General features: G+C 51.3%; 8 protein-coding genes. 7 read left to right on the top strand and 1 reads right to left on the bottom strand.

Annotation, left to right across the window (positions count from 1 at the left end; translation table 11 throughout):
* Positions 1–11 precede the first annotated feature (11 nt).
* The 4 genes from QEP11_RS10365 (at position 12) to QEP11_RS10350 (ending at position 11,885) form a co-directional block, all read left to right on the top strand.
* On the top strand, positions 12–6,122 hold the full coding sequence (locus tag QEP11_RS10365) for an Ig-like domain-containing protein (RefSeq protein WP_284336576.1): 6,111 nt from the start codon (positions 12–14) through the stop codon (positions 6,120–6,122).
* Positions 6,123–6,884: 762 nt separating this feature from the next.
* Positions 6,885–8,294 carry a TolC family outer membrane protein gene (locus QEP11_RS10360; protein ID WP_284336575.1) on the top strand — a complete coding sequence of 470 codons (1,410 nt, stop codon included), beginning with the start codon at positions 6,885–6,887 and terminating at the stop codon, positions 8,292–8,294.
* Positions 8,295–8,386: 92 nt separating this feature from the next.
* Complete coding sequence (locus QEP11_RS10355) at positions 8,387–10,504, top strand: type I secretion system permease/ATPase (protein ID WP_284336574.1); 2,118 nt, start codon at positions 8,387–8,389, stop codon at positions 10,502–10,504.
* Positions 10,491–11,885 carry an HlyD family type I secretion periplasmic adaptor subunit gene (locus tag QEP11_RS10350; RefSeq protein ID WP_284336573.1) on the top strand — a complete coding sequence of 465 codons (1,395 nt, stop codon included), beginning with the start codon at positions 10,491–10,493 and terminating at the stop codon, positions 11,883–11,885. Before QEP11_RS10355 ends, QEP11_RS10350 begins: the two co-directional genes overlap by 14 nt.
* 494 nt (positions 11,886–12,379) lie before the next feature.
* On the opposite strand, the gene QEP11_RS10345 is transcribed toward QEP11_RS10350, so the two are convergent.
* The gene (locus tag QEP11_RS10345) at positions 12,380–13,588 is read right to left on the bottom strand and encodes a Dam family site-specific DNA-(adenine-N6)-methyltransferase (RefSeq protein WP_349816771.1); all 1,209 of its coding nucleotides are present in this window, start codon (positions 13,586–13,588) and stop codon (positions 12,380–12,382) included.
* Positions 13,589–13,795: 207 nt separating this feature from the next.
* On the opposite strand from QEP11_RS10345, the gene QEP11_RS10335 reads away from it, so the two are divergent.
* The 3 genes from QEP11_RS10335 (at position 13,796) to QEP11_RS10325 (ending at position 15,718) form a co-directional block, all read left to right on the top strand.
* A complete protein-coding gene (locus tag QEP11_RS10335) occupies positions 13,796–14,242 on the top strand; it encodes a hypothetical protein (RefSeq protein WP_284336572.1) in 447 nt (148 codons plus the stop codon).
* Positions 14,243–14,737: 495 nt separating this feature from the next.
* Complete coding sequence (locus tag QEP11_RS10330) at positions 14,738–15,238, top strand: bacteriohemerythrin (RefSeq protein WP_284336571.1); 501 nt, start codon at positions 14,738–14,740, stop codon at positions 15,236–15,238.
* Positions 15,239–15,403: 165 nt separating this feature from the next.
* Positions 15,404–15,718 (top strand): hypothetical protein, encoded by a 315-nt coding sequence (locus QEP11_RS10325; protein WP_284336570.1) that lies wholly within the window; start codon positions 15,404–15,406, stop codon positions 15,716–15,718.
* Positions 15,719–15,903 lie beyond the last annotated feature (185 nt).

Here is a 15,903-nt window from a genome sequence, read left to right as displayed (position 1 = left end):
CACACACGATAGTGCTGGACACGACAGCGCCGGACCTGAGCGCTGCCGAGCTGAAGATGGACTCGGTGACTGCGGACAACGTTGTCAACGCGACGGAGTTGCAAGGATCTGTGACGTTGACCGGTACTTTGACAGGCGTTCCTTCAGATGTGACTGCAACCAAAGTTATTGTTGCTTTGAATGGCAAGGACTATGAAGCAATCGTTACCGGAACGACATGGAGTGTTGTGGTGGAAGGGCAAGCGCTAGGCGCTGACTCTGATCACAAGGTGGACGTCAAGGCCACCCTCAGCGATGCTGCGGGCAACAGTTCCACATTGCTGACCAGCCAGTCGTATACGGTATCGACAACAGTTTCCAACATCTGGATCAACGGCAATATTGCCGGGGACAACGTGGTGAATGCTGCGGAAGTCGGTAGCGTTGTCGTGAGCGGAACCACAGGCAACATTGCAAATGGCTGTGTTGTGACGGTCACGTTCACAGATGGTGTGAACAGCGTGACTTCGGTTGCGACGATCATCAACAATGCTTGGACAGCTAACGCTGCAAACCTTGGTACGCTGCAGCAGGGCAACATTACGATCAAGGCAGAGGTGACAGATCAGGTGGGTAACCCGGTCAGTGCCCAGGCGTTGGTGAAACTCGACTCGATTCCCCCAACGAATCCTGACGATTACGCAATCGCGATCACTTCCTTCGCTGATGATGCGGCACCGAACGTAGGTGACTACGCTGCTGGCACAACCACGAATGACACGTCTCCGCTGCTCAAGGGTTCGGTGGCCGGCTTGGAAGTCGGCGATGTGGTCAAGATCTTTGAAGGCAGCAACTACATTGGCACAGCAACCGTTAGCGGTGGAACCTGGAGCTACCAACTCAGTGCAGTGGCCAGTGGTGAGCACATCTACAGTGCCGTGATTTTCGATGCTGCGGGCAACGGTGGCTTGAAGTCCGATGAATTCACGCTGACTGTGGATGCGACACCTCCGGCCTTTGCACCAACCATCGTCTCCTATACCGACGATAGGGGTAGCCTGAAGGGTGATTTCCATCACGCTTCGTCTACGGATGACATCGATCCTGTGCTCAACGGCACTGTGCCGCAGGAATTGGCTGCGGGCGAAGAAATTCGCGTCTACCGCGTTGTGGGCTCGGATAGCGTGCTGATGGGCGTGGCGGAGGTTGATGCGACTGGCAAGGGCTGGTCGCTCCAACTCAGTGGCCTGGCAGATGCAACAAGCTATGAATACGTGGCGAAGATTGTGGATGCCGCTGGCAACGTGGGACCGCTGTCGAACTCGTTCATTCTGTCGGTAGACACAACGCCGCCGAATATCAGGACCACGATCACCAGCTATGCTGATGATGTGGGTTCGTTACAAGGCCCAGCGCTTGCGTCGGGCACGACCACGGATGACCGCGATCCGGTGTTGAACGGCTCTTTGCAGTCCAGCCTGAATGCGGGCGATTCCGTGCAGATCTATCAGAATGGCGTTCTGCTGGGTAACGCTGAAGTTCTGGGGGGTAACTGGACATTCCAGCTGTCCAACCTTGATAACGGCTCGTACACCTACACTGCCATTGTGGTTGACAAGGCTGGCAATCTGAGCAGTAGCGGTTACTCCAACTCGTTCATTCTGAACGTGAATGGAGATGGATCTTCCAACACCGCTGAGATCGCTTATTACCTTGACGATGTGGGGGCCTATCAAGATAAGTTCCTATCGGGTACATCCACGGATGACACAACGCCTGAGCTGCATGGTACGCTGGGCAGCGCGCTAGCGAACGGTGAGTCGGTGCGCATCTATCAAGGAGACACATTCCTTGGTACAGCAACCGTTAGCGGTTCGACATGGTCATATAAGCTGTCTGGTCTGACCGATGGCAACACGTACTCTTACACTGCACGTGTGGCAAGCGCGGCCGGTATTGAAGGCAAGGCATCCGATGCGTTCACACTGACTGTGGATACAACACCGCCGCAGTTCGTGCCAACCATTGTGAGCTACAGCGACAACGTAGGAAGCCTGCAGGCCGACTACGGCAACGGCACGAAGACGGACGATGTGGCACCAGTGCTCAACGGCACCTTGACACAACCTCTTGCTACGGGTGAACTGGTTCGCGTCTATCAGGTAGTGGGCTCGGTGAGCACATTCCTGGGCAATGCAACAGTCACCGACAAGACCTGGACGTTCGAGCTAGATGGTCTGGCTAACACCAGCACCTACACCTATGTGGCACGCGTGGTGGATGCCGTGGGTAACGAAGGTGGCGTGTCCAACCAGTTTGGGCTCACTATCGATACCGATGGTCCGGACATTGGTGCGACTATCAACACGTACTACGACAACGTGGGCAGCAAGACGGGTAACTTCCCTGCTGGCTTGACCGACGATTCAACACCCATGCTGTCAGGAACATTGACGGCAAGCCTGAACGCTGGCGACATCGTTCAGATCTACCTGGGCGATAGGTTGATCGGAACAGCCAGGGTGACTGCCGCCAACTGGACATTTGATATGCCAACGGCCCTTGAGGACGGTACGCATACGTTCAGGGCGGTGGTGGCAGATGCTGCGGGTAACCTGAGTTCGGCTGGTTATTCGGAACCGTTCACTCTGACTGTAGACACCAAAGTCCCTGACATTACCGCAACCATTGAAAGCTATGCGGACAATTTTGGTACGCGTATTGGCAACTTTGGAACCGGTACAACTACAGACGACACCACGCCTGTGTTGAACGGCAAGCTCAGCGGAGATTTGGTCAAAGATGAGGTCGTGCGTATCTATCAAGGCAATACGTTGCTGGGTGTCGCCACGGTTTCGGGTACGGACTGGACGTTCGATTTGAGTGTCTTGCAAAATGGTCAGACCTACAGCTATCAGGCCGTCGTCACAAGCTCGTCTGGCTCGGAAGGTGACCGATCTGCCGTGTTTACGCTCTCTGTGGACAATACAGCGCCTGCAGCGACGACGACCATCTTGTACTTCGACAACGTTGGTGCAAGCCAGGGAGATTTTGGTACAGGAACAGCCACCGATGACCGTACGCCTCAACTCAAGGGTGTAGTGAGTGGCTCGCTGGATGCAGGCGATACAGTGGTGATCTATGAGGGAACAACCCTTTTGGGTAAAGCGACCCTTGTTGGGAACAGCTGGACGTTCGATCTGCCTGCAGTCCTTCTGGATGGAAGCAAGCACACCTTCACTGCCAAGGTCACTGATGCAGCCGGTAACGAGGGGCCTGCTGCAGTGCTGGCTATCACGGTGGACTTGGAAGTGGTGGTGCAGTCGCAGAACACGCTCGATACAACGCCAATCATCAGCGGCTCGGTGGGCTTTGAAATCCAGCCGGGTGAATACCTTGAAGTCATTGTGAATGGAGTGACATACAGCTCCAAGACAGGTGACGTGGTGGTCGATCCACAGAACAACACATGGTACGTGCAAATCCCTGCTACCCACGCTCTGCCAATCAATAACTACGCTGTGCAGGCGTTTCTGAAGGAGGCGAACGGTTCAGTCATCACTGACGGTACTGGAAATCTCTCTGTTGCAGCAACGCCTGATGTGACGGTGAGTGCTGGCAATGCAACCGTTCACGAAAAGGCAACCGCATACACTGTGAGTGCTGACGGAACCTGGCAGATCTATACCAACCAGGCAATGCTGATTGGTAGTGGTACTGATGCAACCCAACTGGGTAGCTTCAGTGTGACGAAGATGGTCAGCCAGCGGACTGCTGGGGATTACAACGGTGAAAACCGGGTCATGAGCGGTACCTTCATGGACTTTGATCGTGACGGAGATATGGACTTTCTGGGATTGGACAGCACTTACCAAAGTGGCCAACAGGCATTCTTTAACAACGGTGACGGTACATGGACGGCAGTACAGATTGGTGCACTGAATATGGGCTCGGATACTTCCCAGAATAACGAGCTCAATGCTGGTGCAAACGCGTGGTGCTGGTTCGGTGGGGTGGTCGCCTTCGACAAGATCGGTGATGGCTATGTCGATGTTGCATATGGCGATCAGACACCATACGATCCGGGTGCTCCCGGGGGGTATGACAGTGCAATTGTCATGAACGTTGACGGTACTCGGATTAATGCAATCAAGGACCGTGCTTATGCGGACGAGGCATACACATATAACAATGTAGGAACGACCAACTGGGAAAACATGCAACCTGATATGGAGTTATCGGGCGTGGACTTGGACAACAACGGTACCGTAGATCTGGTCTTCCATGCTACTAGCGACAATAACAAAATTGGAGGTAATGGTGGGGACTGGTCTGTAAGCTCTTTTGAACAGAACCGTTTGGTGGTGGCTAGCAACCAGGGAGACGGTAGCTGGATGACAACTCAAATCGTCGACAGTGTGTTCCAGCGTGGTGACGATGACCCAGGTATTGCGAATGCTGTTTCCATGACATGGGCAGACTATAACGGTGATGGTTATATGGACTTGTTCCTGGCTCGCGGTGATGAGAACTTTACTAGTGGCTCAAGTGGTGCTGATAACACTAACGCAGAGTGGGAAAGCCGTATCTACCTGAATGACGGTACTGGCAAGTTGGCGTTTAACGATGCGGCCGTTGGCGCAGCCAACAATGGCATCGGTGTGCCGATTGCGTCGGGTGTCTACAAATTCGGCGATACCATTGCCGGTGGTGCATCTTTAGCCGTGGACTGGAATGGTGACGGCAAGATGGACGTCATTGAATTGCCAGGTATGGGGCAGTCAGGTGGTATGACCGCTGCGAAAAACAAGGATATCGTCGCGCTTTATACCAACACCACCCACGACTCTACGATCACCTTCAGCAGCGCAACCAATCTGCTCGGCGGAACCACAACGATTGGAAACTGGGTGGGGGACAATAATGCCAACAACAATGCAGTCACTGGCGCTATTGCCGCAGACATTGACTGGGACGGAGATCGCGATTTGCTGATCTTTACTCAGAAGGGTGATACGACTTATGTGGAAAATAAGTCATCAATTGCCAGCGGCACAAGTTTGCATGTCCGCATCGTTGACCAAAATGGCATCAACGCCTTCTATGGCAATACGGTGCAATTGGTTGACGATAAAACGGGCAAGGTCGTGAGCACGCAGATCATCAATCCGCAATCGGGTAATCAGACCAATGATAGTTCTGCACTTGTGGACTTCTATGGCCTGAATGCCAACACTACGTACAGTGTCGTCATGCTGCGCAACATTGGAGGTGCATCGTCAGACGTTGGCGGAGTGAGCAACGTTGGCTCCAACACTGTTGAGGTTGTAAATACCAATTGGGGTGGTCTCAAGGCTGCAGAAGCTAACACCGCGTATGTCTTGACGGCTGAAGCAACCGATGCAACCAATAATGCAAATGTTGGTAACGGTGTGATTGGTACCGGCTATAACGATACGTTCTTCGCGACCAAGGGTGTCGACATCTACACTGGTGGCGGTGGAACGGTGGAGGTATCGGGTGTCAATGCGTGGAGTAACGATAGCGGTCTTGATATCGTTGATTACAAAGCGGCAGGCAGCACACCGTTGACTGTTGACTTGTCACTGACTGCGCCTCAGAACACTGGCTTTGGCACGCATACCTTCAAGAACATTGAAGGTATTGCAGGCGGCTCGGGCAATGACACGTTCACTGATAACAGCGGCAACAACTACTTTGAAGGTCGCAGTGGCAATGACACTTTCAATCTTCTCAATGGTGGTAACGACACCTTGATGTACAAGTTGCTCAATGCTGCTGACGCTACTGGAGGCAACGGTACTGATGTTGTGAACGGATTCAAGGTTGGAACGTGGGAGGCCACTGCCAACGCGGACCGCATTGATCTGAGCGATCTTCTGCAAGGGTACACACCGACGGTTAATGGTGAATATGCCGCCAAGTACATCAACGGCATTGCAACGATTAACGAGGGTGACTCGATCAGCAATTACTTGAAGGTGGAAATCTCGGGTAACAACACGCTGGTGGAAATCGATCGCAGTGGTAGCGGCCAGGACTTCACCACGCTGCTGACGCTGAATGGGGTCCAGACTGATCTGGCCACATTGCTGGCCAACCACCAGATAACACTTGTTTGATGAACAGGAAGTGGATTTGAGTTAAATCAAATCCACTTCGCAAGTCTACAAGAACCGCTCCAATACTTATACACTCTTCGGCGCGAATGTCGATGAGTGTATTTTCGTTCAATTTTTTAAATCTGATCAGATCAAGTTATTTAAAAAACTAATAATGAAAGAAATATTTATGTCGACATTGGATTCTTTTGTCTCAATTACGTGTGATCTGTTTTTTACAAGAAAGTTGAAGTGTTAATTTTTCACTTCTCTTGAATGGATATTTTTAGTGTTCTTGTTTTTGAAATGAAATTACTCCATCAATGATGAAAGAAGCATGGTGGTGTTAACTATTGCGCTTTGAAATAAATTTATGCGTAAGGGCGGTAAAACGCAAAGAAAAATAATTTGATCAAGATATTTTGATTGGATATGCGGTGGTGACTACAGCCATTGCTGGAGCAGTGGGCCGTATTGCTGTAAATATCTTTGATTTCAAATTTTATTGAAAATAAATACGAATAGGTTGATAAAAAATGGCGAAGATGTATGAAAAATAAATTCATGCATATGAATATGTCTGGATCAGCAAACTTGCTGAACAGGCATGGGGTCAAATTGCTTGGGAGTACCGGAGTGCTTTTAGCGATATCTTCCCTGGCAGTTGTGGCCCCAATAACAGTGCTTGCCCAAACGGCAGCCTTGAGCAGTGCTGTCGGCGTGGAAGATGGATCCGGTGCTGCAGAAAATTGGGTTATCAATACAGCAGAGCAATCGACCCCCTTGTCTGCGTTAGAGGAAGTCTCTATCGCGGCGAGCGATACGACCTGGAATGCAGCAGTGAAGGAGGTTGAGCCACTTCGCCTTCGCCTCAGCCGGCAGCTAGCTCCTTCGGCGCTTGCGCGCGAAGTGAATGCGCCTGCGCCGCGCAGTCAACCGGCTACAAAAGCATCGGAGATTGACAGTGTGCTGCGCATGGAGCGTGCAGTGCAGTTGGCCGTGCAGCAGCACCCGTCCATTGCGGACGCGGTAGCGACTCTTGCACAGCAAGCGGCTGGTGTTGATTACGCACGCGCTGGTTACTTCCCACAGGTCCGGGTCGGCTTGGGCGGAGGTAGCAACAATGGCACAAATGGCTCAAGCACGCTGGCAACAGTATCTGCTTCTCAAATGCTCTACGACTTTGGGAAGGTGGATACCCTGGTCAATCGCAGTGAAGCGCTGGTTCGCAAGCAGCAGGCCGTAGTGCTCAGAGAGATTGATGCCATCACCAAGCAGACAGCCGAAGCCGCGTTATCAGTGCACCGTTATCAAGCACTGACGGATATTGCACGTGGGCAGGTTGAGGCTGTTGAAAAAGTATTGGAACTTTCAGAGCTTCGCGCAAATGCAGGTCTGAGTACCAAGGCCGACCCCATTCAGGCACGTGCGCGCGTTCAGGCTGCACATGCTTATTTGGGACAGGTTTCTGCTGAGTTGGCTCAGTGGCGACAGAAGTTGCGCACCTTTGTCGGTGAGATTGGCGCCTCTCCTGTGGAGGTGCTTCCCGGCCTGCAGTCGGAAAGCTTGTGGGTGACAGAGCGACCAGAGTTTGAGCTGCTCCCGGACGTACTGATTGCGCAGGCCGAGCGGCAAGCGGCAGAGATGCAATTGACGCTGGCGAAGGCGTCCAAACTGCCAACGGTGAGTCTGGATGCTTCGGGTAACCGTGCAATTCATGGCGTCAACCCCAATACGATGGATCGGCACGGAAATTACGGGTCCATCATGGTCAATGTGAGCGTGCCGCTTTATCAGGGCGGGGCCATGAATGCGCAGATCAGATCTGCGGCAGCCGAAGAGCTCGCGACACGTGAACGCATTGAAACGACGTTGTTGCTGGCAAGCGATCAGTCTCGCGCATGGCGTGAACTGGCCGTGGGCGCACAGTCACGCCTGGCGGATGTGGAAAACCGCCGTCAGAGCATTTTGTCAGTCCGTGATCTATATCGTGAGCAGTACCAATTGGGCACGCGCTCCATTCTTGATTTGCTCAACGCCGAGCAGGAAATTCACCAAGCAGAAGCTGATGCACAAGGCGTTCTTCATGACCTTTGGCAATACCGCTTGGAGTTCATCGCATCCACAGGCCGTCTGCGTGAGCTTTTTGGCTTGAACCACACGGTGATCCAGGGCATGGAGATTTCCCCATGAGTTTCCTGCAGCAGTTTTTGGCGTTTTTGAGCACGTTGCATACCCATATTTTGATCGCGAACCTTACGGGCGCGAGCAGGAGCTGACCAGAGATGGAATTACCCAAGGAATATACGATTTGGCTTGACGCCATGTTAATGGTCAGCCGCCACTACGGAATTGGTGCCTCTCCTGAAAATGTGCGCGTGGCGCTCGCGTGGGAGCAAGGAACACCGATTGAGACCTTGCTGGAAATGATGGCGCGGCAACTGGGGTTGAATCTGCGCCTTGCGCGCTTTGATAACTCGATGCTAGACGCGTGGCGTCTGCCATTTGTGGTGGAGCTTTCAGATGGCCGGGTGGGCGTGGTGCGCACCATCAATGCGCAAAAGAAGGTCAGTGTTGCCTTCAGCGGGGAATTGGGTACGGAAACGCTGCTCGACAGCGCTGAACTCAAGAAGTACGCCGCACGTGTCGCTCTGCTGCGCCCGCTTGCAGAAATTCCAGATGTACGTGTGGACGAATACATCAAGCCGTGGCGACCCAGCTGGTTCTGGAAAATCGTTCTGAAAGACTGGTATCGATACGGTGATGTGCTGCTGGCGTCACTTGTTGCCAATATTCTGGCGCTGTCCGGAATGCTTTTTTCGATGCAGGTTTACGACCGTGTCGTGCCTTCGCAGTCCGAATCCACTCTATGGATTTTGTTCAGTGGCGTGATGGTTGCGATCTGTTTTGAGTTCGCGCTGCGAATGTGCCGTTCCTACATCATCGACATATTGGGCAAGCGAGCAGATCTGCAGATTTCTGATGTGGTGTTCGGACGCGCAATGCGGCTTCGCAACGATGTGCGGCCCCAATCTACGGGCAGCTTCATTGCTCAGATCAGAGAGATCGATCAGGTGCGCGAACTGCTGACTTCCACCACGGTAAGCGCTGCTGCAGATCTGCCTTTTTTCTTCCTTTTCCTTGTCGTGCTTTGGCTGGTGGGAGGCTCGTTGGTGTGGGTGCCACTTGCAGCTTTGCCACTATTGCTGCTGCCAGGGTTGTTGGCGCAGCGTCCCCTGGCGCGTCTGGCCAACGCGGGTATGCGTGAGTCTGCGTTGCGCAACGCCATGTTGGTGGAAGTCGTGCAGGGCATGGACGATATCAAGAGCCTGCGCGCCGAGCCAAGATTTCAGAACCGGTGGAACCACGTGAATATGGTTTCTGCGGACATTGGAATGCGTCAACGCTTTCTGACCGGTCTGCTGATGACCTGGACACAGGAGCTGCAAGGTGTGGTTTTTGCTGTGGTTCTGCTGGTGGGCAGCTATAACGTGATGACCGCAGAGATGACCACGGGTGCCTTGGTGGGTAGCTCGATTCTTGCATCGCGCATGATGGCTCCCATGGCACAGATCGCCAGCTTGCTGGCACGTTGGCAGCAGGCCAAGGTGGCGAGGGAAGGGCTCAACAAACTGATGGACCGACCACTTGATGTGCCGGAGGGCGCGCGTAGGGTGAACGTGGCACATCTGCATGGTGAGTACAAACTTGCTGGGGTGCGATTTCAGTACACCGAGGAAGCTAAACGAGCCGCACTGGAATTGCCCAAACTTAACATCCGGGCAGGCGAAAAAGTTGCGGTATTGGGACGCATGGGAGCAGGTAAGTCCACATTGCTTCAATTGCTTGCGGGAATGCACAAGCCAACCTCAGGCAGTATCTCGCTTGATGGGCTTGATTTATCGTTGATTGACCCCTCGGTTGTACGCCGTGACGTAGGACTGCTGGCGCAGAGCGCCAATCTGTTTCATGGAACCATTCGTGAGAATCTGGTGATGGGCCGCCCGATGGCAACAGATCCAGAGCTGATTGATGCCTTGCGCATGGTGGGGGGGCTGAGCTTGGTTCAGGGACGTCCTGAAGGGCTTGACGAAATGATTCGAGAAGGGGGGCATGGCTTGTCCGGCGGGCAACGCCAGGCATTGCTGCTGGCGCGCACCATCTTGCGTCAGCCTTCAGTGCTGCTACTTGATGAGCCCACAGCGCATTTCGATGAGGTGACTGAACGCCAGGTCATTGACAGCATGTTGCCCTGGCTTGCTCCGCGTACCCTCGTGGTGGCAACGCATCGGATGTCTGTGCTGCAGTGGGTAGACCGCATCATCATCATTGATGGAGGTCGTGTGGTCATGGATGGCCCGAAAGAGCATGTATTGGGAGAGCTGAAAAATGGCAAAGCATGACAAAAAAAGTGCAGGTGGACGATTGGAGCCAATGCTTTCCGCAGATAGCCATTCAGTGCAACCCGCTGCGGCTTCCACCGGAACTGGAGCAACGCCGTCTTCATCACCACCATTGCAGCAAGTGCACAAAAAGCTGTCCACCAGCGAAGCCAAAGGCAATGCTGTGACAGGCGCTCCGGTGATGCGCAAAGGTGGCGCGGCCATACCAAAACCTGCACCTTTACCCGTGAACTCTCCTTCCAATAGGGTGAAGACTCATCCTGCTTTTCTGGTGGTCTGGACCATTGCACTGATGCTGGGTTGCTTCATTGCATGGGCCGCCATCTTTGAGCTGGCAGAGGTGTCAACGGGCTCAGGCAAGGTGGTTCCTTCAAGTCATGAGCAAGTGATTCAGTCGCTTGAGGGGGGCATTCTGGTTGAAATGTTGGTTAAGGAGGGCGACATTGTCCAGGCTGGTCAGGTTCTTGCGCAGCTTGACAGAACCAAGAGCGAGGCCACGGTTCAGGAAAGCATGGTTCGACTGAGGGCGGCGCAAGCCACATCAGCGCGGCTCATTGCTGAAGTGAATGGCACAGCACTGAAGTTTCCGGATGAAGTGCTTGAGGATGCTGAGTTGGTCCGTTCGGAAACCGCGCTTTTTAACTCACGTAAAGCCTCATTGTCGGGAACGCTATCGGGCTTGAATCAGGCACTCAGTCTGGTGCGAAAAGAGCTGGCTTTGACGGAACCTCTGGTGCAGCGCGGCGCGGCCAGTGATGTGGAGGTGCTTCGGCTGAGGCGGCAGGCCAATGACCTGGAAACGCGTATTACCGATACGCAAAGCCAGTACCTGGTGAAAGCGCGTGAGGACCTGGCCAAGGCGAACGCCGAGATTGAGTCTTTGCGCCAAGTGACGCGTGGGCGTGCCGATTCTCTCACGCGGTTAACCTTAACTTCACCAGTTCGTGGTGTAGTCAAGGATATTTCGGTGACCACAATTGGTGGGGTAATTCCTCCCAACGGCAAACTGATGGAGATAGTTCCAGTTGATGAAAAGCTGCTGGTAGAAGCCCGGATTTCTCCACGCGATGTGGCCTTTATTCACCCTGGACAAGCTGCGACAGTGAAGATTACTGCCTACGATTATTCCATTTATGGCGGGCTGCCTGCCCATGTAGTGATGATATCGCCTGACACCATTCAGGATGATGTCAAGCGCGATCAGTACTATTATCGAGTATTCATCAGAACGGAGGCAGATCACCTCAAGCGTGGAGAAAAAACATTCCCGATCAGCCCAGGCATGATTGCGACAGTGGACATACACACTGGCAGCAAAACGATTCTGCAATATTTGATAAAACCTTTCAACAAGGCGAGAGAGGCGCTACGGGAGCGGTGATTTACAGATGGAGCAGGAATGATTTTTTTGCTCCGCTGAACCTACTGTATGAATTTGTTCCAATAAAAAATTGCTCTTGACAACGGTTGTTGTTATGTAATATCTGAAGTTAAATATCTGTAAATTTCATTTAAGAGGCTTGTTAAGCAGCAGTGATAAATTTTCTCTTGAAATAAACTATGAGCTAGCATGTTAATATTTTTTATTAACATGTTTTAGTCTCGGAACTTTGCAATTTGCAATTTGCAATTTGCTTCGTAGAGAGTGCAAATATTAGCCTGTAGTAATCTTGAGGGCTTTGGTGTAAATTTTGATATCCGATTTTATGTTTGCTATTCGATAACTTTTTTGTGGCGCTGATTCATAGTGGATCAAGAGAAACGGAATTGGAAGTGAAGAGGGATTGAAGAGAAATTTGATCTATCTTTGATTGGGATTTAAATAACACGTGACAGATTTTATAAATAATATTAAGATGTTGTTATTCATTGTATTTAAAAGCATTTGATAACTAGCTCCTCGTATCTTCCTCGGGCCGAAGACTTGCCAGCTATGATGCTGGCTCTATCGAGAGTAATAATTTCTCCAATGTTTTCATACAGGCGTTTTATGCTGTCATGGCATGCGTTTGTCACTAGTACCTTTGCTCCGCGTGATATGGCTTGTTCAACAGCATATCGAAGACGAATTTGGTCATCCCAGGAGAATATGCTTTCGTTGTATTTTAGAAAGCCGTTATCGTTATGTTTGATAGTGTAAGGAGGATCAATAAAAACAAAATCACCTGATTCTGCTTTACTGATGGCAATCTCAAAGTCTCCAGAAATTAGCTCTACATTTTTTAGATGTAAGGATACCTTTTCGAAATCATCGGTCGATAAAATTGCATTTTGTCTTGTTCCGATGGGAACATTGAATTCACCTTTCTTGTTGACCCTGTATAAGCCATTCCAGCAAGTTCTATTCAGATATATGAATTGTGCAGCTCTTGATGCTGGAGTACGAAGCCTTTTTTGACGTACCTCATAATAGTAATCCGCAGAATGGTTTTTGTGGTGCGATAAAAGCAATTCTTCGACTCTTTCCCAGTCATCTTTTATCGCTGAATATACTTCTATAAGTTTTTCATTCTTATCGCAAAGAATTGCAGAATCTGGGAGTAAATTGAAGAAGACGGCACCACTTCCGACAAAAGGCTCAATATATCTTTTGTGCTCAACTTTCAAGAGGTAAGGGTGTTTCTCGACCAGCCATCTTTTGCCGCCAGCCCATTTGAGGAAGGGGGGGGTTTCCTGATTGGCTTGTTGTTCGATAGTGGGTGGAGTGTTGTTTCTTGATTTTAATTTCTTGTTTGATGCTGAATTTTCTTTATTTTCCTTATTTTCTTTGCCCCAGATATCGCTCGATTGTTCATTGCTATTCTTATCTTCAAGCAGATTTTCTGTTGCCGTTAGTATTTCTCCGGCACTCAAATTTAGTGCTTTGGCGATTTTTAGAATCATTGCCAAAGTAGGCATATGCTGCCCGCGCTCAATTTTCCCTATATGTGAGCGCTCGATGCCTGCAAGTTTTGCCAAGGTTTCTTGAGCAAGGCCCTGGGCAGTTCTGATAGAACGCACCGTTGTTCCGAACGCGCGTGCTGGTTTCTCTTCAAATGTTGTTGCACCCGCTGGCCGGCCACGTTGGATGGTTCTTTGCTGCATGTATAGATGGTCAAGTGCTAATTTAAACTACGTTATATTTAACTCATGGCATGCTACCACCTGTAGCTTCAGGCTTTGGTATCTGCTTGTGAGGTAGCGCATCAAGCTAGCGTTTGGTAGCAGGAGCTATAGGGCGGCGGACTCCCGCAAGCAAGTCAATAGCTTGCTACGCAGCGATTTGTGCAACACATTTGACTATCTCCTGAGATGAATGAAAGCTTGTCTATGCGCGCATTAACGGGATGGTGTTCCCTGATTGCCATGCTTATCGGTATGTATTTGTATTCATCGGGACGCACGGGCTTGGCTATGCATGCATTGCCTGATGGTGAATTGCTGTATCCGTTGAGTGCCGGTGCGGAGGATGCGCAACTGATCAGTGGGGCGCTGATTACTTTTGGGCTGACGGCCATGTTGGGCGCATTGGGCTGGTTACGCCCAGGTTTGGCACTGTTGATGTGGCTGGCCTATGTATTGGGCACATTGCTGTTGTGTGCTGCGTGCTTGCTGGTGTCGTTGGACAGTTCTTTGGTGCAGGCTGCATGGCTCGGTGATTGGTGGCCTTTGACAGGCGTGTTTGTGGCGCTGACACCGCTGTGTGCTGTGCTTCTGCGTGGGGGGAAGGCTGCCATAAAGGTAATTCGTCGCATGTAGCGTGATTAGACCCGCTAACACAACCATTGATACGTCGTTGCTTCGCCTTGTCGTACGCCAGTACTGGCTGCGGCTTCGCGCCTCGCCTCAATCACAAACCTTCGGTTTGCTGGGTAGTATTTGCGGCTCCTAGTAAGAGCTAAGGTCTGCAAGCCTGAGCGGTGAACCGACAAGCTGTTCAAACTTCTACTTATGCAAAGCTTAATGGTGGAGCAGGGGGGGGAGACTTTGCCGCCGAGCATGCGTGCTTGTTACAACATGCGGGCATTTTCTTGTGCGCCGTATCAAATATGACGAAGGGTTTTTTGTGGGCAAATAGCTAGCAAGAAAGTTGATGCACTATCAATATGTGTGCAGGCAACCACGTTATTGCAACAAAAAATGTAAATCACGCAGTATAGAATTGATCCAAATCACCTGTGCCGCATATTGATGCACAAGTATTTTTAAGCGTATTTACTATATACAACTACGTATAAAGAAGGTAGATGCGCTATGGCTATTTTGAAGTGGATGCCCGAACTGAACACCGGTATTGATGAGATCGATGTTCAGCATCGACGAATCGTTGATTACATCAACCGCCTCTATGAGTTGCGCGAAACGCCTGATCGCAATGTATTGGGTGAGGTGATCAACGAAACCGTGGACTACACGCTGTCGCACTTCGCTTTTGAAGAGAGCATGATCGAAGAGGCCGGCTATATGTTTTCTGGCCCACATAAACGCGTGCATGAACTTTTTACGCGTCGAGTGGGTGAGTTTCAAGCGCGGTTCGAAGCTGGCGAGGACGTAGCCAATGAGTTGCACGGGATGCTGTCGCGTTGGTTGTTCAATCACATCCGCAATGAGGACCACGGCTATGTGGATGCTGTCAAAAGCTATCAGCGTCTGACAGGCAAGGGCACAAGTCAGCAGCAGATGAAAGAGCAGATCGTGCGGGAACTGGAGGCCAAGCACAAGCGTAAAGGCTTCTTTGCCCGACTGTTCTCCTGAGCGTGTGTGCAAGCGGTGAGGAGGCTGAGACATTTGCGCTGTTGCACGTGTGAAGGCAAGGCCCTGATTGCTCTAAGGCAGCTTGGTGCAGCGATGTTTTGATAGCTGTGCGCGCTTTAAAATCAAGCCATTAAGCAGCTTCAGAACAGTAAAGGTATTCACCGCATGAAACCCGCCGCCTCACCCTTGACCTTCTTTGGCCTGACCTATGGGTGGTCTTATGTGCTGGCGGCATTCACGCTGACCATTTGTGGCTGTCTGCCTTTGGCATTGATGGCCACCATGCATCACACCGGCTCTGGCGCTGAGCGTGTAAATGCCTTGATGGCGGCTTTGCCAATGATGGCAGGTTTGGTAGCTGTTCTGTGTGCCCTGATGTTTTATACAGTATTGCGTTCTCAGCCCCAGTGGCGCCGCCATGCGCTAATGTTGATGTGGGCTTTGTCAGCGCTGGGCATGGTGGGCTGGTGGAAGTTGTAAACCACAATTTTGAGCGGCATTCTGATAACTAGGCAGCTGAGGCTGCCTTTTTTGTATCTGCACCGAATTCAGGCTCTAAGAACCACTAACACAACCATTGACACGTCGTTGCTTCGCCTTGTCGTACGCCCCTATTGCCTGCGGCTTCGCCTTGTCTCAATCGCAAACCTTCGGTTTGCTGGGTA

This window comes from Comamonas halotolerans (assembly GCF_030162935.1).
In the GTDB taxonomy this organism is placed as follows: Bacteria; Pseudomonadota; Gammaproteobacteria; order Burkholderiales; family Burkholderiaceae_C; genus Comamonas; species Comamonas halotolerans.
This window is presented reverse-complemented; position numbering and strand designations above follow the sequence as displayed.